The following is a 20060-nucleotide window of genomic DNA, read 5'->3' as shown; positions in this document are numbered from 1 at the left end:
TTGCTTGAATCACTGCTGGGTTAATTGAACGATTAAATTGCAAAAAGCAATGGCCTCACCCTGCTAAATTAGACTGTGGAGAGAAATATGGTCAGCGAAGCATTCACCGGACAAAAGCATGTGATGTGCCGGGCCTGTCACGCCCATTGCGGCCTGATCGTCGATTTCGAAAATGGCTTGCCGGTGAAGACCCACGGTGACAAGGATAATCCCGAGTTCGAGGGCTATAGCTGCATCAAGGGTCGGCAGTTGGCCAATTACCACAGTTTCGACACGCGCCTGCTGACCAGCTACACCGGCATGAAAAATGGCGAAAAGCAGGCCGTGCACTGGCGTGACGCCGCGCGCGATATTGCCGCGCGGCTCGAGCGGATTGTCGAGGAGCATGGCCCGGACAGCATCGCCTCCTATGTCGGCACCTTCGGCTATAATAATGTCAATGCCCATGCCTTCATGCTGGCACTGATGGACTCGATCGGATCGACCTCTATCTATGACAGCGTCACCATCGACCAGCCCGGCAAGGGCATTGCCCGCGCGCTGATCGGGCCATGGCTGGCCGGCGCGCCGCGGGTTGGTGACTGGGACGGGCTGATGCTGATCGGCACCAATCCGGTGGTGTCGATGAACGGTGGCTTGGGCATGAATCCGGCAAAGAAACTGCACGACGCCAAGAAGCGCGGCATGCAGCTGATCGTAATCGATCCGCGGGTGACCGACAGCGCGCGCCAGGCCGACATCCACCTGCAATGCCGCCCCGGTCAGGACCCGATCCTGCTCGGCGCCATTGCCAAGGTGGTCATAAACGAAGGTTTGTACGACAAGGATTTCGTCGCCGGGGATGTCGACGGTTTCGAGGCGCTGAAAAAGGCCGTGCAGCCCTTTGACGCCGGACCGGCCGCCGACCGTGCGGGCGTAGCGGCAGAAGATATCGTCCGCGCGGCGCGGATGTACGGCAGCTGGAAAAAGGCCAGCATCAGCGGCGGTACTGGCACCAATATGTCGGGCGGCGGCAATATCACCGAATATCTCAATCTCGCGCTGACTTCGATCATGGGCCACTGGCTGCGCGAAGGCGATCTGAATCGGCGCACCGGCGTATTCACCAAGCCCGCCCCGCCGATTGCCGCGACGCCCGGCCCGATCCCGGCCTGGGGATTCGGCCGCAAGCTGCACAGCCGCGATCTGGAACAGAGCATTTCCGGCATGCCGACCTCGGCGCTGCCCGACGAGATCCTGACGCCCGGCGACAAGCAGGTAAAAGCGCTGATCTGTCTCGGCGGCAATCCGATGCTTGCCTGGCCAGACCAGCTCAAGACGTTCGAGGCGATGAAGGCGCTTGATCTGCTGGTCTGCATCGACCCGCGCATGTCGAAGACCGCAGAGCTGGCCGACTATGTCATCGCGCCCAAATTGCATTATGAAGTGCACGGCAACACGGCAGCGCCCGAAATCTACGGTGGCTTCGGCGCTGGCTGGGGTTTTGAGAATAATTATGCGCAGGCCAGCCTGCCGATCATGGATGTGCCCGAAGGCTCGGACCTGTGCGAAGAATATCAGTTCATCCACGCGGTGGCGTCCGAGATGGACAAGACGATCAAGGTCAAATCCTGGGCTCTGCTCGCCCATCCCGACGAGCGCGAGGAAAAGGCCACGGCCTTCCCGCCCGGCGAAACCCCTGATCCGATCAGCGCGTGGAGCGCATCGCTCAACGGCTGCCCCGCCGATATCGCCAAGCTGTACGAGGATGAAGAGGTCCAAAAGGGCAAGATTGTCGAAGCTCAGGCCCTGCTCGTGCAACCCAAACCGGCCGGCTGGGAAGGCAAGCTGTCGGTCGGCAATGCCGCGATGATGAAAGAGCTCGCCGGATATGCCACCAAGCTGGGTGAACCGGTCGAGGATGGCGAATTCCCCTTCCGGATGATCGGGCGGCGGATGACCGCAATCCACAACAGCAACTGGCACGAAGATCCGGTGCAGCGCAAACGCGTGCCGCATCATCCGGCCTTCATGAACCCCGCCGATATGGAAGCGCTCGGCCTGTCCGAAGACCAGCCGGTCGAACTGGAATCGGCCCGCGCCTTCATCAGTTGCGTTGCCAAGGCCGACAAGACCGTGCGCGCCGGCTGCGTCTCCACACCGCACAGCTGGGGCACCAACCCGGACGAGAAAGAAGACCCGCTCGGCGCAGGCGGCAACACGGGACGGCTCTCGTTCAACGACCGCGATTATGACAAGCGCACCGGCATCCCCTTGATGAGCGCCATCCCTATTCGGGTAAGAGCGAAACAGGCGAAAGTGCTGGAGGCAGCGGAATAACCGGCTTTGCACCGGACCCGTTCGTGCTGAGCCTGTCGAAGCATTCGGCTTGATGCGAATGGTCCGTCAACAAGCGCAGAACGAACGGTAATTTTAAGGAGACCCATGATGACCAATCCCTTATTCGATCTTTCCGGCGAAGTTGCCGTTATCACCGGCGCGGGCCGGGGCATTGGCGAAGGGATGGCCAAGACCTTGGCCGATGCCGGATGCAATGTCGTCTGCGCTTCGCGTAGTCTGGACGAGATCAGCCGCGTCGCAGATGAAATCAACGCCAGCAACAGCAGCGGAAAGGCCATCGCCCAAGCCACTGATGTCACCACCGCAGAGGACATGGATGCCCTCGCCCAGCGCGCGGTCGATGAATTTGGCAGGCTCGACATTTGGGTCAACAATGCTGGCGGTTCGCTGGTCTCGGCACCGCTGACCGAACTGGATGAAGCTGAATGGGAAAAGACGCTGGCGACAAACCTGACATCGGTCTTCCATGGCGTCCGCGCCGCCTGCAAGCATTTCGGCGAGGGCAGCCGGATCGTCAACACCAGTTCGCTGGCCGCAGAGGAGCCGTTCCCCGGCAGCGGCCATTATAGTGCGGCCAAGGCCGGCGTGCTGATGCTGACAAAGACGCTCGCCCATGAGCTCGGTCCGAAAACGCGAGTCAATGCGATCCTCCCGGGCTTCGTCCCGACCGACACGGTGAAAAAGGCGCTGAATATGACCGACGAGGATTTCATCGGTTTTGAGGACAAGCTGGGTCTGCCCGCGGGAAGGCTGGGCACGCCGCAGGATATCGGCGCACTGACGCTCTATCTGTGCGCGCCAGCTTCAGAATGGGTGACCGGCCAATGCATCAGGATCGCCGGAAAGCCTTGAAACAAAGCCCATGAAACGTGCACCGCCATTTCGCCGACCTTCGTCGTTTTTCCCGGTCGATCTGGTCACGGCAGCAGATTGCTAGCTGAATCATACGGGTATCGTACGGGTCAGAACAGGCGGGTCAGCAAATAGAAGATAGCGCCCACTGCCGCGCTCGCGGGGATGGTGATGAACCATGCCATGACGACCCGGCTGGCAACGCTCCACCGTACGGCCGAGGCCCGTCGTGCCGCTCCCACACCAACCACGCTGCCCGTGATGGCATGGGTCGTCGAGACCGGAATTCCCATTGCCGAGGCACCGAATACGACAAGTGAGCCTGCCGTAGATGCACAAAATCCGTTGTGATGATTGAGTTTGGTGAGCTTGGTGCCCATGGTTTTGATTATCCGCCAGCCGCCCGAAAGCGTGCCCAGCGATATCGCCGCATAACAGCTGATAACCACCCAGTTGGGGACATAAAATTCGCCACCGAGATAGCCGGTTGAATAGAGCAGGACTGCAATAATCCCCATTGTCTTTTGCGCATCATTCGCGCCATGGCTGATCGAATAGGCCGCCGATGACATCAGGTGAAAGCCCTTGAAAATTCCTTCTGCCTTCCGCGGTTGTAAGGGTTTGAACAGCCATGCGGTCACCAGCATCAGTGCCATTGCGATCAAGAAACCGATCATCGGAGACAGGAAGATGGCAACCAGTGTCTTGATTGTGCCGGACGATTCCACCGCGCTGAAACCGGCATGTGCGATACCGGCGCCCAGCAGACCGCCGATCAGTGCGTGGCTTGAGGAAGACGGTATGCCCTTGAGCCAGGTTAACACATTCCAGAACATCGCACCGATCAGCGCACCAAATACAACCGACGGCGTTACGACATCCTTGTCGATAATACCTTTGCCAACGGTTTCCGCCACATGCAGTCCGACCAGCCAGTAGGCGGCAAAATTTCCGGATGCGGCAAAGACAACCGCTGCGACCGGTGACAACAGGCGAGTCGAAACCACGGTCGCGATGGAATTGGCCGCATCGTGCAGACCGTTGAGAAAATCAAAGGCGAGCGCGAGCACGACAAGTCCGAAGAGGAGCGGGAAAGCGATGCTGTTGTCCATTGTCCCGGGCCGCTTCAGCCGTGGTCGATCACGAGACCATCGATCTCGTTCGCAACATCTTCAAACCGGTCGACCACCCGCTCCATATGCTGGTAAAGTTCCCGCAAGATGATGAAACGGAGCGTGTCTGTTTCACCATGTTCCTGAAACAGTTTTTTGAGTCCTGCTGCGTGGATTTCGTCCGCATGCCCTTCCATCCGCACCAGTCGCTCGGTCAGTTCGTGCAGGCGGTCACCATTGTCGGCAACATCACGAAGCAGCGGCATGGCTTCTGCGGTCAGGCGCGCAGCATCAACGATAATTGCCGCCATATCGATCATTTCCTGATCGAAGCTCTGGACGTCATATAGTTCAATCGCACCAGCGGTTTTCTGCATTTCGTCAATGGCATCATCCATTGAAGCGATCAGGTCGGAAATGGCGCTGCGATCAAAGGGAGTCAGGAACGTCCGGCGCACGGTGTTCAGAACTTCACGGGTAATTTCATCGGCATCATGTTCCCGTTCAACAATTTCACGGATATGGTCGCCCATTCCTTTGCCGCCCTGGAGTAACCTTGCGAGCGCATCGGCCCCCGCCACCAAAGTCGCGGCATGCCTTTCAAACAGGTCGAAAAAATTCCCCTGATGCGGAAGCAGGCGTTGGAACCAGGCAAACATTGTATTGACCCCTGTTTTTTGTGCGACGGTATCGATAATATTGGCGGATCGGGTGGCAGCCCAGAAATCAGCCGCTCCAAAGGAACGGATCAGATTGCGCAAATCTTCTTCGTCGACCGCCTCCGCAGCATCCTCCAGCGAAAACCAGCGACGTTCACGTTCATGCTGTTCGTCCCAGGTTTGCAGTTCCTCGGTCACCGCAAACGGAAAGACGCTGACGTCGATCCAGACCGACGCTCCATTGCGCTTTTTCTTGCGATAACGATAGCTGCCCAGCGGTGTCGGGCAGGTTGCGCCCAATATCCCCGCTTCTTCCTCCGCTTCCTGTGCAGCGGCGCTGTGGGGCAGCTGACCTGATCCGATATTGCCCTTTGGAATGATCCAGCGCTTGGTCTCGCGGGAGGTGATCAGCATGATGCGCGCCGGCGCATTTATGGCGGGATCATCAGTTTTATAAGGAAGCGCGGCGATCTGCCGTATCGACATTGCAAACTCCCCCCAAGACAGATTTTGGCTTCATGATATCCGGAAAGGCCCTAGTCGAGCGACAGCATTCTTGCAAGCAACCCAATCTCGAGAATCCGGCCCGGCCTATTGAAGGTCGTGGCGCCGCCCATGCTGTTATCGATTGGATCACTCTTTGCGCCATGAGCGACGTTACATTTTCTCAAACTTCCAAGAAAAAAGGCCCCGGAATCAGTCCGGAGCCCTTTTGCCGATATCATTCACGGCCTAACCGACCACGATCATCACCAATGAAGTTGCGATCAGCGCCGGCGTCTCGATGCCGTCAATTTCAACGACAACATTGTAGGTCAGCAGCCAGCGGCCCGGCTGTTTTTCGACTGCGTCCACCAACGTATGGCGACCTCGGACCTTTGATCCCGCGCGGACCGGATTGAGGAAGCGGACCTTGTCAAAGCCATAGTTGATACCCATGACCGTCCCTTCAAGACCCAGCGTCGTGCCATAGGACAATTTCGGCAGCAGCGAGAGCGTCAGCAATCCGTGCGCGATCGTGCCGCCAAAGGGTGTTGCCTTGGCTTTTTCCTCGTCGATATGGATGAACTGGTGATCCTCGGTGCAGTCGGCAAATTTGTTGATCCGGTCCTGATCCACCAGGACCCAGTCGGACACACCCACTTCCTTGCCCTTCCAGGATTCCAGCTCGCTTGCTTTAATCGTTGGCATATTATTTCTCCTGTTCGCGGGTCTTTTAGCCCTTCATGACTTCCTGCATCCGGCGGAAAAATTTGCCGCCCTGTCCGCCGCCATTGGCATATTCCTGCATGCCGGTTTCGTCCATGATCTGGTCGATATTCTCGGCGATTGCCTCGGCGCTACGCTGGTCTTCCGGCAGCCAGATACCTTCCGTTTCAAAGATTTTCGCCGCCGCATAGCCGCCGGCACCAGCGGTCAAGATGGTTTTGGATGGCGCGCCATCGCTGCACAGATAGACCACAGCAGGCGTCACTGCTTCGGGAACCAGCATTTTCAACACGTCTTCCGGCATGATGTCTTCGGTCATACGGGTCGCAGCTACCGGGGAAATACAGTTGGTGTGAATGCCCTTGCCGGCACCTTCCTGATGCAGGCTGTTCATCATACCGACCAGAGCGAGTTTCGCTGCGCCATAATTGACCTGACCAAAATTGCCATAGAGACCTGTGGAAGACGTCGTCATCACGATCCGCCCATATTGACGCTCACGCATATGATCCCACACCGCCTTGGTGCAGTTCGCGCTGCCAATCAGATGAACATCAATGACGAACTGGAAATCTTCCATGGTCATTTTGTGGAAGCTCTTGTCGCGCAGCACGCCAGCGTTGTTGACGAGAATATCGACATGGCCCCATTTGGCAATTGCATCGGCGACCATTTTTTCAACCGCAGGCATATCGGTGACGCTGCATCCCGCTGCCATGGCGACGCCGCCTTCGGCTTCGATTTCCGCGACAACTTGCTCGGCCACAGTGGCGGAACCGCCGGTGCCATCGCGCGCGCCACCGAAATCGTTAACGACAACTTTCACGCCGCGGCGTGCCAGTTCCTTGGCGTGTTCGCGGCCGAGACCGGCGCCTGCGCCGGTGACGATGGCAACGCGGTCGTTAAATTCTACTTTGCTCATGACGAGTCCCTTTTGTTAATCGAATGATTAACGGGAGCGATGCGCAATCAGGCCTCAGGAGTCAAGCATCAAGGCGGCTATTTCCCCGTCGTTTTCGCTCTGGTCCTGCCTGCCGTAGCGGCAGAAGCAGAAACCCGTTTCTTCGGCTTTTTTGGCTGCTTGTTCTTCTTTGCCTTGGCCTTTCGCGCAATCGCCTTCTTCTCGCTGACAGCCGAGGCCATCAGATCGGAAAAACTATCAGCGATGCAGGTTGCGTAAAATTCCGGATCGGGCATGATATTGCGATCGGCCAGAAAGGTAAGGATGACATTGCCATTATAGCTGGTCACGACATGGAACAGCCCTTGGCCCTCCGCCAAAATTCCCATGCCAAAGGACTTTACCAGCTCAGCACCGGCAAAATACATCGGCACCATCGGTCCCGGGACATTGGTCACAACCGTGTTGACCGCCGGGTTCAGTCGATCGACGATACCCGCACGGACCATCATCTTGGTTCCCGCTGCGGTCAGTCCGGCGGGCATTGCCCCTGACAATTCCATCAGCGTCTTTGCCCCCATCGCCTGGGTCATCGCCTTGGATCGCCGGGTCTCATCCATGATGAATTTCAGCCGCTCACCCGCATCGGCAAGATGCGTGCCCACACCGACTTGCATCATTGTCACCTGATTGCCTGCGCTATCCTTGTCATCATCGGTCCGGACCGAAACCGGCGCACCAATTTTCAGCGTCTTGTCAGGAAGGTCATTCTTGGCCTCAAGATAGCCGCGCATTGATCCGCTGACCACGGCGATCATCACATCGTTCACAGTCGCGCCAGGGAAGGCCTCGCGAATTGTCTTGATGTCGGACAGGGAAAATTCCCGCCCATCAAACACACGGTGCGGACTGAGTTTCTTGTTGAACCGGGTCTTGGGAATAGAGCCCTTTGCATCGTCGCGCTGCCGATATTCACGCTGCACGTCGAACAGGCGTTTGGGCATCGGGATCAGTTTTTGCAGATTCTGAAGCCCGCGCACCGGATTGGCGATATTGTTGAATTGGGCCTTGGCGAGCAAGGCTACCGGATTAGGGTCTTTCTCCGGTTCGAATTGCATGTCGAATTTCCGGGGCTTCATCTCGGCATCGAGATCGTGCAGCGCAAGCGTCATCTGCAGACCGGACTGGCCGTCGATCGCGGCATGATGCATCTTGTGCAAGACGGCGAAGCTGCCCTTTGGCACGCCCTCAACATTGTCGAGTCCCTCGATCACCGTATATTCCCAAAGGGGCTTGTTCATGTCCATCGGCCGGGCATAGATACGCGCCGCCTGGATGCATAATTGCCGCCAGTCGCCCGGCTTGGGCAAGGCAATATGGCGAACGTGAAATTCAAGATCGAAATTCGCGTCGTTGACCCAATAGGGATGATCGAGATCCAGCGGGACCCGCACCAGTTTCTGCCGGAAAATCCGGGCACCATCGAGACGCCCTTCGATATAGCGCAAGATATCCTTGAACCCGACCTTGCCGCCCGGTGCAGTTGAGGGATCATAAATCAGCAATTGCCCGATATGCATCGGCGTATTCGGTGTTTCCGTGTAGGCAAACATCGCATCCAGTGCGCTTAGCTGTTTCATGGCAATGTCCTCAAACTGCTCTTCTGACCCAAAGCCTAACGCAAATCTGTCAGAGAAGCGAATCCCTTAAGCTCCCATCGGGGGAGCACAGGGGAAAGGATGACCATGCCGGAAGGTTGATTTTTACGCTCGAACAACCCCGGGAGTTCAGACCGGCGATCCGCACCAGTCCCTGACCAGATATTGCGGCGGAATTGCATGCCCCCAGTAATAGCCCTGACCCTGATCCGCGCCAAGGAGACGCGCTTTTTCCAGATGGAAGGGTGTTTCAATCCCTTCCACGACCATCGTTGCTCCCCGCATATGGCAAAAATCGATGATCGATTCGATGATCGTTATCGGGAGAAGATCATCACAAAAGGCCCAGAAAATTTCCTTGTCCAGCTTCAATTCGGTAAAGGAAATCGCGGCGATCCGATCGATATTGCTATGGCCCGTGCCATAATCGTCAATCGACACCTTCAGTCCGTATCGCGACAGGATGTGGCAGATTTCGGCAACGACCCTGATATTGGCAACCCGATTCTCTTCGGTAATTTCCATGACAACCGACCGTGATAGATTCCCATGCCTTTGCAAGCGGCTGCATAGCGCGTCGACAAAATCGGAACGGGTCAGCAATATCGCACTGCAGTTAAACGATACCGGCACGCCTTTTCCCCGCCCCTTCAGCAAGCCTGCGAGTTTCATCACCTGGTCGACGACATTCAGCGTCGCCGCTATTTCCAGATTTATATCGGTTGCACCTGAAAAAATCGTCGCCGGACTGATCGCCCGCCTCGTCTTCAGCCGCGACAAGGCTTCATATCCAACGACCCGCCCATCTGTCAGAGCATGCTTTGACTGAAATTCGACAACGAGATTGTCGAGCAGGCGGTTGCTGGCGATCAGGGCAGATATATATTCTGACTCCAATATGGTTTGCTGACTGACTTCCGCATATTCATCAATCAGTTCAGCAAGCACATTGGGTTCAAACGGCTTGGCTATGGTGGCAACAATTTGCGCGTTGGCCGCTTGCACCGGATCCGAGGCGTCCTGAGTCAGTTTGGCGTCAGCTCCGGTCATCAGGACCAGCGGAAGTTTGTGTGAAATATTGCCAAATGACTGGATCAGGCTGGCGGACGTATTTGCGAGAATTTCTTTGTCTATGACTACCGCAGTCGGAGCAAAAGCCATCGCTCCCTTCTCATCTCCAGGAGAATAGACACAAGCCACGGATATCGCACGCTGCTCAAGATCATCTTGCAAAAGTCGCGTGAAGGCGCTCTCCTCATCGACGACAAGAACCCGTTTATTTGGCATGATGTGAGGCTTTCGATCAGTAAAGGTCTGCGGGCGGATTTTCTATTGGGTGCGACCTCGGCGTAGTCAGGGACATAATCAGCGATAGTGTTAGAATTTCGCTAGCTTGCCCGATTCTCGGTACGATATTTGGAAAGATGGCTGACCCGCAAGCCTGGCAAGCCGGACTTGTCGATCGCTTCCTGCCACGAACAAAATTCTTCCAGCGAAAGATTATATCGGGCGCAGGCCTCTTCAAGGCTCAGCAACCCGCCATTGACGGCAGCCACGACTTCCGCTTTCCGCCGGATCACCCATCTCGTAGTATTATTTGTCGGCAAATCGGCAAGGCTCAAGGCTTCCCCAAATGGTCCGATAACCTGCATTGGTTTTGTGTGCCGATGAACTTCCATAAAACCTCCAACAACATCCGGTTTTGCGCTTTTTCATCATGCACATGCACGGACGCATCTGATAATCGCCCCCGTTACAGTTCCACCCATATAGGGCATCATATATTAAAATTTGGTTATTATCTTCAGTTAACAGGATGTAATCCTGAAATTACTAATCTATATTTATATACATTATGAAATTCATTCATTATTCTGAAGTATCAGAATATATAGATATGAAATTTATAGACATATTCTAATATTATTAATAAATGGACAGACTGGCATATAAAACCAACCCCGGCGTAAGGGACACCGGGGTTGCTAGAAGTTTGGTTGGCTTGAATATGGCCGCTTGTTGGGGACTGCGGCTCTTGGCAATTTATCCTAGTTGCTGATAGCCATCGCAGTTTCGGCTGGTTTGCCCGATTTTGCTGCGGCCATGATCGTCACGCTGGCACTCTTGGCCGAGGCATTCGCCTGCTCCATGCAGACGCCATGGTCCCGCATGTCGGCCAGATTTTTGGAGTCATAGCTTCCACAGACCTTGCGAACAGCTCCTTTCAGGCGCCCTTGCAGGGTTGCCTGACCATCTTCGGTGGTCAAATCAAGATCGGCATAGGCGACTTCAACCGAGCGTACCGTCCGGTTCTGGGCATTGGCACCGACGGAAAAACCGGTCGCGGTTATCGCGAACGCAGCGGCGGCACAAAGGGTTTTGGTCAATATTGTTTTCGACATTTTTTCACTCCTAAAAAATTTGTTGGGGGTGGTGCCGGAAAACAGGGGGACCGGCGCTACCCTCTATGGGGTGAGCACAGGAGCGAAATATCCGTGGGCCGGGGAAGGGCTTTCCGGAGAGACTTGGGGTCATGCTCCCGCCTCACCATCTTGGATAGGGCAACACCCCTGGCCGAGCATCCAGACTTCGATAAACCGCCATTATGTTCGGCAAACGGTCGTCGCCTTCGACCAACGACAATCGCCGGTCGACGAATTTAACATGATGTAACTTTTGTTACGAATCAAGTAGTTACAGATGACACCGAATCATGCTGTATTAGGACACTAAATCAGACCGGAGAGCGGACTCGACGGGTCGGCATACATGCGACGCCCCATCCGACCGGACAGATAAGCCTCGCGCCCGGCCTCGACGGCAAGCTTCATCGCCCGCGCCATCCGCACCGGTTCCTTCGCCTCGGCGATGGCCGTATTCATCAGCACCCCGTCGCAGCCCAGCTCCATCGCTACAGCGGCGTCGCTGGCGGTTCCGACACCGGCGTCGACCAGTACGGGTACATTGGCGCCTTCGACAATCAGCCGGACCGTGACCCGGTTCTGGATCCCCAGACCCGACCCGATTGGCGCGCCGAGCGGCATGATCGCCACCGCGCCGGCATCTTCCAGCTGCTTCGCGGCGATCGGATCATCGACACAATAGACCATCGGCTTGAAGCCTTCCTTGGCCAGCACTTCGGTCGCCTCGAGCGTTTCGCGCATATTGGGATATAATGTCTTCGCCTCACCGAGCACTTCCAGCTTGACCAGGTCCCACCCCCCGGCTTCGCGCGCCAGCCGCAAGGTACGGATCGCGTCCTCGGCATTGAAACAGCCGGCAGTATTGGGAAGATAAGTGATTTTCTTCGGATCAATATAGTCCATCAGCACCGGCTGGTTTCGATCCATGACATTGACGCGGCGCACCGCCACCGTGACAATTTCCGCGCCGGAGGCTTCGACCGCAGCGGCATTCTCTTCAAAATCCTTGTATTTTCCGGTGCCTACAATCAGCCGTGACCGGAATGTCTTTCCCGCAACGGTCCAGCTATCATCCTCGGCGCCGCCGCCAACAAAATGAACGATTTCCAGTTCGTCACCCTGTTCGACCATGACGTCCTCCAGCGTCGAACGCGTTACTATATCGCGATTGCGCTCGACAGCGACCTTGGCCGGGTCCAGATCGAGCGACCGCACCAGATCGGCAATCGACTGGCCAGATTCAAGCCGGTGATGTTCACCATTTAATCGTATCTGAATTTCAGCCATTTCGATAACTTTCATGTCTTTGATCTCGCTTTTCAAAAACGAGCCATATAAAGAGGTCGCGCCAGTCGCAACCAAAAGCCTTTGGGAAGGAGCAATATCTTGGCGGCAAAGACCATCTTTGTATTGAATGGACCTAATCTCAACCTGCTGGGCATGCGCGAACCGGAAATATATGGTTCACAAACGCTCGACGAGATCGCCGGACAGATTGAAGACCATGCCCGGACGCTGGGCTTTGACGTCGACATTCGCCAGAGCAACCATGAGGGCCATCTGATCGACTGGCTGCACGAAGCGGCTGCGGAAGACGCCCACGCGGTAATTCTCAATGCCGGAGCATTGACTCATACATCGCTCGCCCTGTTCGATGCGATCAAGGCGATCCGCACGCCGGTTATTGAAGTGCATCTCTCCAATCCCGCCGCGCGAGAAGAATATCGGCACAAGAGTTTTATCGCACCGGTTGCAAAAGGAAGCATTTGCGGCTTTGGTGCTTTGGGTTATCAACTCGCGCTGGATGCGGCGAGCAAATTTTAACGACAGCATAGGGACGAAATATGTCTGCAAAAAAAGAAACGGGCGAAGGCATGAACGTAGATATCAAGCTGGTCCGTGATCTGGCCGCGATACTCGAAAAAGCGGGCCTGACCGAGATTGAAGTCGAGGATGGCGATCGCAAGATCAAGGTGGCACGCGGTGGTGGTACATATGTATCCGCACCGGTCGCTGCCGCACCTGCACCTGCTCCTGCCCCGGCAGCAGCAACGCCGGCCCCCGAAGCCGCTCCGGTTGACGATCATGCTGGCGCTCAAAAATCACCGATGGTCGGCACCGCCTATCTGGCTCCGGAACCTGGTGCTGCGAATTTCATCAGCGTCGGCGACAAGGTTGCCGTGGGCGACACGTTGCTGATCGTTGAAGCGATGAAGGTGATGAACCCGATTACCGCCGAAACCGCCGGTACCGTCAAATCCATTCTGGTCGAAAATGGGCAGCCAATCGAATTTGACCAGCCTCTGGTCGTGATCGCTTGAGGTTCGCAGCGTGACCATTGAAAAAATCCTGATTGCCAATCGCGGGGAAATTGCCCTGCGGATTTTGCGCGCGGCCAAGGAACTGGGTATCGAAACCGTCGCCGTCCATAGTACCGCCGACGCCGACGCCATGCACGTTCGGCTCGCCGATCAGGCGGTCTGCATCGGTCCGCCGCCGGCCGCCGACAGCTATCTGTCGATCCCGGCGATCATTTCCGCCGCCGAAATCAGTGGGGCGGACGCGATCCATCCCGGCTACGGATTCCTTTCCGAAAACGCGCATTTTGCCGAAGTGGTCGAGGCGCACGGAATCAAGTGGATCGGCCCCAAGCCGGAACATATCAAAATCATGGGTGACAAGGTCGCGGCCAAGAAAACCGCCGGCGACCTCGGCATCCCTCTCGTCCCCGGCTCCGATGGCGCGGTCAGCGAGATCGCGGAAGCCAAAAAAGTCGCAGCAGATGTCGGCTATCCGGTCATCATCAAGGCAGCTTCCGGCGGTGGCGGTCGCGGCATGAAAGTGGTCAACAGTGAAACTGAGCTGGAAACCCAGATGAAACAGGCGGGCACCGAGGCCAAGGCGGCTTTTGGGGACGCCACTGTCTATATCGAGAAATATCTCGGCGATCCGCGCCATATTGAGTTTCAGGTATTCGGCGATGGCCGCGGCAATGCCATCCATCTCGGCGAGCGCGATTGCTCGCTACAGCGCCGGCACCAGAAGGTGCTCGAAGAAGCACCTTCGCCGGTGATCAGCGCGGAGCAGCGCGAACAAATGGGCAAAGTCTGCGTCGATGCGATGAAGGGCATGGGCTATCGCGGCGCCGGCACGATCGAATTTCTTTACGAGAATGACGAATTCTATTTCATCGAAATGAACACCCGCCTGCAGGTCGAGCATCCGGTGACCGAAATGATCACCGGTTTCGATCTGGTGCGCGAGCAGATCCGGATCGCCGACGGGCGTGATCTATCGGTGAAACAGGAAGACCTGGTATTCAGCGGTCATGCCATCGAATGCCGGATCAATGCGGAAAATCCGAAGACCTGGGCACCATCACCCGGCAAGGTCACCAGCTATCATGCGCCCGGCGGCATGCATGTGCGGGTCGATAGCGGCCTCTATGCCGGCTATTCGATACCGCCTTATTATGACAGCATGATCGCCAAGCTGATCGTCTATGGGCGCACCCGCGACGGCTGCATGATGCGGCTGGCCCGCGCGCTGGACGAAATGGTCATCGAAGGCGTCCAGACCACGATCCCGCTCCACCAGAAACTGGTCTATGACGAAGAATTCCAGTCCGGCGAATATACGATCAAATGGCTGGAAAAGTGGCTGGAGAAGGATAATCTGAAGGATTGAACGAGTGCCCCTGCGCAGGCCGGGGTCCATCTCCTCAACGCGAGCCGCTCGGTAAGGTGATGGATCGTACCGCGGGGGTCGCGAGCCCGGAATAACAGATTGCCCGGCTGGATTGTTCTCCCGCGAAGGCGGGAGTCCATCTCCTGAACTTGCATCAAACGGGAGCGCGTCGGTTCGCACCGCTCGTTCGTCAGCAAACCAATCAGAAAAACAAATCGATCACAGGACCCGTGATGGACCCCGGATCAAGTCCGGGGTGGAAGATATCCGAACAATAATGTTCAGATATCCTCCACCTTTCCTGAACATAACAAGTCAGTTCAGGACTCTGACAGGGTTAACAGACTATCACCTGTTGCACAGATGCGGCAAACGGAGTCGCCAGCAACAGGAGTAAGCCATGCGTATATTTTTAGTCCCCGGTCTGATGGCGGCCACGATGTTGACGCCCGCTGCGGTATCTGCCGCGGAGATCGCGCCCAACCTTAACGCAAATGCAAATCCCGCCGGGGTTGATTTGACCGGCAAGGTTGCCCTGCAACGCGAAAGCCGCAGCAATCGCAGTGCCAATCGAGGCAACAGCCGTGGGCAGATGCGTGGGCAAAACAGAAACAATCGCGGACAGGCACAGGTCAACCGGCAATCCCGGTCGGATCGAACGGCCAGCAGCGATCGCACCCGCCAGTCGGCAACGCGATCCACACGCGATAGCAATCGCACTGTCCGGCAAAATCGCGTCGCGACCCAGCAACGCAATGTCACCCGGTCCGCGACCCGGAATCGTCAGATTACCCAGCAACGCGCTGCACGGCGCGGCGACACCAATCGTGACGGGCGGGTAGACCGTCGTTTTGATCGCAACCGCGATGGCCAGATCGACCGGCGTTATGATCGCAACAACAATAATCGCGTCGACCGGCGCGTGGACCGTAACCGCGACGGCCGGATCGACCGACGCTATCGCGACAATCGCAAGTCCGCACGGAACAATCGTAACTGGAACCGCAACTGGCGCAGCAATCAGCGCTATGACTGGCGGCGCTATCGCAATACCCATCGCAACTATTACCGGCTAGGCCGCTATTATTCGCCCTATCGATCACACAGTTATAATCGCTGGAGCATCGGGGTCTATCTTGGTTCCGCCTTCTACAGCTCGCGCTACTGGATCAACGATCCCTGGCGCTACCGCTTACCAACCGCCTATGCAGGCACCCGCTGGGTCCGCTATTATGACGATGTCCTGCTGGTCGATACCTATACCGGCGAAGTCATTGACGTGATCTACGACTTCTTCTGGTAAGACAGAATATTGGAATAGAAAGACCCGCTGCCTGAATCGGTAACGGGTCTTTTTATTATATGACAGCAAGGCTGACGTCCGATAATCTGCCGCGTGAGATCCAGCAGCTAGTCGAGATACAGCAGTTCGAAATTGCCCCAATATTCACCGCCAAAATAGAGCGGAACGAAGACTTGTTTGCCAGCCGTCGATTTATCATCGGCAGTGCGAATGAACCGGTATACCGATACGCTGAATGGTCGGTCCTTTTGCTCGATCGCCCGTTTGGTCATGTCGTCCAGGAATATCCGCCGATTACGACAATATTTGTCATCATGTGCCGGATCACCATTGGGCTCACGTGATCGTTCGCTAACATGGGTCGGCAGATAGCCGTCAATATTGGTGGCGCCACAACTGATAATCGCGTCCATTCTCCGATATCTGTCCAGCAACGGCTGCACCCTGGCGTCAGCAAAGGCGTTGAACTTGTTGTCATAGCGCGTGGGATTGGAGCCGGGTATTTCCCGATATTCACGGTCAAACAGCTGCTCCATTGTCAGCTCTCCACTGGCCAAAGCCTGTTCAACCATTGCGACGAGTTCGTCCCTGCCGGTTATTGCCAGATCAACGAATTTTCGATCCTCTGTTGCAAAACCGCTCTGGACCAATTGATCGAACATGACTTTCGACATTGTTTCCAGGTCGTTCACCTTGTCTTTTGCGGCTTCCAAACTGATATTATTCCTGTCCGCACTTTCTGAAAAAAGATGAAGGACATCCTGCACCTGTTTCACTTTATTGTGAATCAGGCCGGTATTTTCCGCGATGTCACTATTCTGCTCATCAACCTGCCAGACCAGATCAGAAATCCGGTTGACCGTATCGTCTATCTTCTGGAAATTACGCTGGGCATCATTGCTCTTGCTGACGCCTTTTTCGATTTTCTCGACCAGGCTTTCGGCCTCGACGCCCAGTGAGTTGACCGTGGCCGATATTTCATCTGTCGCTTCGCGTGTATTGAACGCCAGTTGTTTGACCTCTGCCGCAACAACCGCAAATGTCGCCCCTGCAGCGCCAGCGCGATGCGCTTCAATCGCAGCATTCAGGGCGAGGATGCTGGTGGTATTGGCAATTCTGTCAATATTCTGCGAAACTCGGCGCACCTGATCCATGGCGCCTGCAAATCCTGTAATATGCTGGGCAAGTGCGACTACCAGATCGGTCAAATCACCAAATTCCTGCATCGACATCCGGATGACCTGGGTGCTGTCGTAGAGATCATCCTTCGCCCGCTTCGATAACATTCGCGCCTCGTTGGTGGAATCCGTGACGCGTTTCTGGTCATCGGCCAATTTTCCGATCACATCCTGCAACACTTCCCGACGCTCGCGCATTTCATCCGCATTCGCCATCACTTCTTCGACCAGACCGCCTACATCAGCGCAGCCGACAGTGACTTCCCCGCAGGAACGAGCTACCGCATCAATCAGCGTCGGATCAGTTATATCAAACTTCTCATGCTTCATAATCGGGATCAATTTTCTGTTGATGGAAAGGGCTATAATCCACAGCCATAACCCAATCAGGTTATAAACCTGTTAACTGTAAAATCGATGGGTGCCGATAGCGACACCCGGTCGGCTGAGCCGATTGGATAATAACCGGTCCTGCAAGAGACTAGCGATCAAAACATCACCATTTCTGCTATAAACGAGCGCATCGGCGTCCCGCTCGATTTCCGTCTATATTGCCGGGACGACAATCAATCGAGCGGATTTTTAATGACTCCGCACCGTCACGGTTAAATTTCAGGTCGCGAAAGAATTCTTTATTGTTGCAACTTGCAATGCCGCTCCGCAATAAGAACCTAATAAGGACGGAGAAAAATATCATGAGACGCGTGTTTGGTTTGGCTATCGCCGCTTTTGTTGCGGTCATGATTTCGGGCAGCGCATTCGCGCAAGACCAGGTCATTCGCGTCGGCAATCTGATCACCGACGCCGCATCCGGACCAAGCGGTCCCGCCACCATCATCGTCCGGGACGGCAAGATTGCCGAAATCCGGCAGGGTGCTGCGACCGGAGACTCGGACGCACAAGTCATCGACCTTTCCGACAAGACAGTCATGCCCGGCCTGATCGATCTCCACGTCCATCTGACCGGTGATCCGGGGGGTGATTTCTGGAAGAAAACCACCGAACCGACGGAATGGGGCGTGGTTGTGGGAGCGAAAAACGCGCTGGTCACCGCCAAGGCCGGCTTCACCACCGTGCGGGAAGCAGGTTCCTCGCAATATAGCGCCTTCTCCCTGCGTCGCGGCACTGCCGATGGCGTGATTCCCGGACCGCGCATCATTGCCGCCGGACCACCCCTGGCGATCGTCGGCGGCCATGGCGACGTGTCGGGCTTCACGGAAGACGTCAATGCGCTGCTTACCAGCGGCTATGCCTGTACCGGCGCAGTCCAATGTGCAGAAAAAGTGCGCAAGGCCAGCCGGGCTGGATCCGATATTATCAAGATCACCGCAACCGGCGGCGTCCTTTCCCAACAGGGACGCGGACTGGAAGCGCAATTCACCGATGAAGAAATGCGTTCAATCGCCACCACCGCCCATTCGCTCGGTCTGAAAGTCATGGCCCATGCCCATGGTGCGCGCGGGATCGAAGCGGCTTCGCGCGCGGGGATCGATACGATCGAACATGGCACGTTCGCAGACGAGGCAGCACTCAAAGTGATGAAGGCCAATGGCACCGCGATGGTTCCGACATTGATGGCGTTCCAGGGCGTCAGCGAAGGTCTGGGCAAGGGTATTTATACACCGGTGGTCGAGGAGAAAATCCGGATGACGCTGAACACGGTCGGCAAGGCAGTGGCCTCGGCCAAAAGACTCGGCGTGCCGATCGTATTCGGCACCGACGCGGGTGTGTTCGATCATGGCCGCAACGCCGAGGAACTGCAGCTGATGGTCGATGCGGGCCTGACACGGCGCGAAGCTTTGGCCAGCGCGACCACATCAGCGGCCAAGGCGCTCGACATGGAGAATGAAATTGGCCGCATCGCGGTTGGTTATTCCGCCGATCTGATTGCCTTCAACGGCAACCCGCTGGACGATGTCCGGGTGCTGGAAAAAATCGACTGGGTGATGGTGCGCGGTCGCATCATCGACTAGATTGCAGAGCATGACCCGGGCTTTTTCGAAAAAACAGACCAGTCTCTATTCCAGTCCCAAAAGAATAGCCGAGATGGGCCGGCAAGTGACCGAAACGCTGAATGCCCACCCCCGGGTTCAGTGGCTGGAAAGCCCGTTTGTACAACTCTATGTCCACCAGAATTTCATCAGCGACGCCGACTGCGACCTGCTGATCGAGATGATCGACAGCGATAGCCAGCCTTCATCGCTCTACAAGGGCACCGAACAAGAGGGCTATCGCACCAGCTATAGCTGCAATGTCGACCCGGCCAATCCCGACATCCGCCGCATCGACCAATCGATTTGCACATTGCTCGGCCTGCCGCGTAGCCATAGCGAAATCCTGCAGGGTCAGCGCTACCGGCCGGGTGAGGAATTCAAGGACCATCACGACTATTTCCACCTGAGTGAAAACTACTGGCAGTTTGAAGGCCCTAATGGCGGACAGCGCACATGGACTGCAATGGCCTATCTCAACGAACCGGAAAAGGGCGGCGCTACCGCCTTCCCACAGTTGCAATATCAGGTCGAACCCCGCCGTGGCATGTTGCTGATATGGAATAATATGAGTCCCGACGGAACGCCCAATATCAACACCCTGCATGCCGGAACGCCAGTCGAGGAAGGCACCAAATATATTATCACCAAATGGTTTCGGCTCAACCAGTGGCAGAAAGTCTGAACCCCGTAAAACGCGCACGCAGACCAAACGACGACGACGTTCGACAAACGACATTGAATAAC

The 20060-nt window shown here is 56.2% G+C and carries 18 protein-coding genes; 8 read left to right on the top strand and 10 right to left on the bottom strand.

Annotation, left to right across the window (positions count from 1 at the left end; genetic code table 11):
- Positions 1–87: 87 nt before the first annotated feature.
- Together ACN0VD_RS02650 and ACN0VD_RS02645 are read left to right on the top strand one after the other, a co-directional pair.
- Complete coding sequence (locus ACN0VD_RS02650; RefSeq protein ID WP_417591323.1) at positions 88–2319, top strand: molybdopterin-containing oxidoreductase family protein; 2232 nt, start codon at positions 88–90, stop codon at positions 2317–2319.
- A gap of 105 nt (positions 2320–2424) precedes the next feature.
- Positions 2425–3192 (top strand): SDR family NAD(P)-dependent oxidoreductase, encoded by a 768-nt coding sequence (locus ACN0VD_RS02645; protein WP_417591321.1) that lies wholly within the window; start codon positions 2425–2427, stop codon positions 3190–3192.
- Between the two features lie 110 nt (positions 3193–3302).
- On the opposite strand, the gene ACN0VD_RS02640 is transcribed toward ACN0VD_RS02645, so the two are convergent.
- The 9 genes from ACN0VD_RS02640 to thiS all read right to left on the bottom strand — a co-directional run bounded on the left by ACN0VD_RS02640 (position 3303) and on the right by thiS (position 12456).
- Entirely contained in the window at positions 3303–4304 is a 1002-nt protein-coding gene (locus ACN0VD_RS02640; protein ID WP_417591319.1) for an anion permease, read from the bottom strand.
- Between the two features lie 14 nt (positions 4305–4318).
- Complete coding sequence (locus tag ACN0VD_RS02635; protein ID WP_417591317.1) at positions 4319–5449, bottom strand: DUF47 family protein; 1131 nt, start codon at positions 5447–5449, stop codon at positions 4319–4321.
- Between the two features lie 246 nt (positions 5450–5695).
- Positions 5696–6154 (bottom strand): MaoC family dehydratase, encoded by a 459-nt coding sequence (locus tag ACN0VD_RS02630; RefSeq protein WP_417591315.1) that lies wholly within the window; start codon positions 6152–6154, stop codon positions 5696–5698.
- Positions 6155–6179: 25 nt separating this feature from the next.
- On the bottom strand, positions 6180–7094 hold the full coding sequence (locus ACN0VD_RS02625) for an SDR family NAD(P)-dependent oxidoreductase (protein WP_417591313.1): 915 nt from the start codon (positions 7092–7094) through the stop codon (positions 6180–6182).
- A 77-nt stretch (positions 7095–7171) separates the two neighbouring features.
- Positions 7172–8713 (bottom strand): WS/DGAT/MGAT family O-acyltransferase, encoded by a 1542-nt coding sequence (locus ACN0VD_RS02620; RefSeq protein ID WP_417591311.1) that lies wholly within the window; start codon positions 8711–8713, stop codon positions 7172–7174.
- A gap of 147 nt (positions 8714–8860) precedes the next feature.
- Positions 8861–10018 carry an EAL domain-containing protein gene (locus tag ACN0VD_RS02615; protein WP_417591309.1) on the bottom strand — a complete coding sequence of 386 codons (1158 nt, stop codon included), beginning with the start codon at positions 10016–10018 and terminating at the stop codon, positions 8861–8863.
- A gap of 101 nt (positions 10019–10119) precedes the next feature.
- Positions 10120–10410 (bottom strand): DUF1153 domain-containing protein, encoded by a 291-nt coding sequence (locus ACN0VD_RS02610; protein ID WP_417591307.1) that lies wholly within the window; start codon positions 10408–10410, stop codon positions 10120–10122.
- A 369-nt stretch (positions 10411–10779) separates the two neighbouring features.
- Positions 10780–11133, bottom strand: a complete 354-nt coding sequence (locus ACN0VD_RS02605) for a UrcA family protein (protein ID WP_417591305.1) — start codon at positions 11131–11133, stop codon at positions 10780–10782.
- 327 nt (positions 11134–11460) lie between these two features.
- Entirely contained in the window at positions 11461–12456 is a 996-nt protein-coding gene (gene thiS / locus ACN0VD_RS02600) for a sulfur carrier protein ThiS (protein ID WP_417591303.1), read from the bottom strand.
- Between the two features lie 84 nt (positions 12457–12540).
- On the opposite strand from thiS, the gene aroQ reads away from it, so the two are divergent.
- The 4 genes from aroQ (at position 12541) to ACN0VD_RS02580 (ending at position 16144) form a co-directional block, all read left to right on the top strand.
- Complete coding sequence (gene aroQ, locus ACN0VD_RS02595; RefSeq protein WP_417591301.1) at positions 12541–12978, top strand: type II 3-dehydroquinate dehydratase; 438 nt, start codon at positions 12541–12543, stop codon at positions 12976–12978.
- Positions 12979–12998: 20 nt separating this feature from the next.
- A complete protein-coding gene (accB, locus tag ACN0VD_RS02590) occupies positions 12999–13475 on the top strand; it encodes an acetyl-CoA carboxylase biotin carboxyl carrier protein (protein ID WP_417591299.1) in 477 nt (158 codons plus the stop codon).
- Between the two features lie 10 nt (positions 13476–13485).
- A complete protein-coding gene (gene accC / locus ACN0VD_RS02585) occupies positions 13486–14841 on the top strand; it encodes an acetyl-CoA carboxylase biotin carboxylase subunit (protein WP_417591297.1) in 1356 nt (451 codons plus the stop codon).
- A 400-nt stretch (positions 14842–15241) separates the two neighbouring features.
- Positions 15242–16144 (top strand): RcnB family protein, encoded by a 903-nt coding sequence (locus ACN0VD_RS02580; RefSeq protein WP_417591295.1) that lies wholly within the window; start codon positions 15242–15244, stop codon positions 16142–16144.
- Positions 16145–16251: 107 nt separating this feature from the next.
- Here the strand turns inward: ACN0VD_RS02580 and ACN0VD_RS02575 are convergent, their stop codons facing one another.
- On the bottom strand, positions 16252–17652 hold the full coding sequence (locus ACN0VD_RS02575) for a methyl-accepting chemotaxis protein (protein WP_417591293.1): 1401 nt from the start codon (positions 17650–17652) through the stop codon (positions 16252–16254).
- 365 nt (positions 17653–18017) lie between these two features.
- Between ACN0VD_RS02575 and ACN0VD_RS02570 the strand changes: the two genes are divergently transcribed.
- Complete coding sequence (locus ACN0VD_RS02570; RefSeq protein ID WP_417591291.1) at positions 18018–19295, top strand: amidohydrolase family protein; 1278 nt, start codon at positions 18018–18020, stop codon at positions 19293–19295.
- 10 nt (positions 19296–19305) lie between these two features.
- Complete coding sequence (locus tag ACN0VD_RS02565; protein WP_417591289.1) at positions 19306–19998, top strand: prolyl hydroxylase family protein; 693 nt, start codon at positions 19306–19308, stop codon at positions 19996–19998.
- Positions 19999–20060 lie beyond the last annotated feature (62 nt).

The sequence above is a fragment of the Parasphingorhabdus sp. genome, from assembly GCF_048267785.1.
Taxonomy (GTDB): Bacteria; Pseudomonadota; Alphaproteobacteria; order Sphingomonadales; family Sphingomonadaceae; genus Parasphingorhabdus.
Note: the sequence above shows the minus strand (reverse complement) of the source record. Positions and strands in the feature narration are given on the sequence as shown.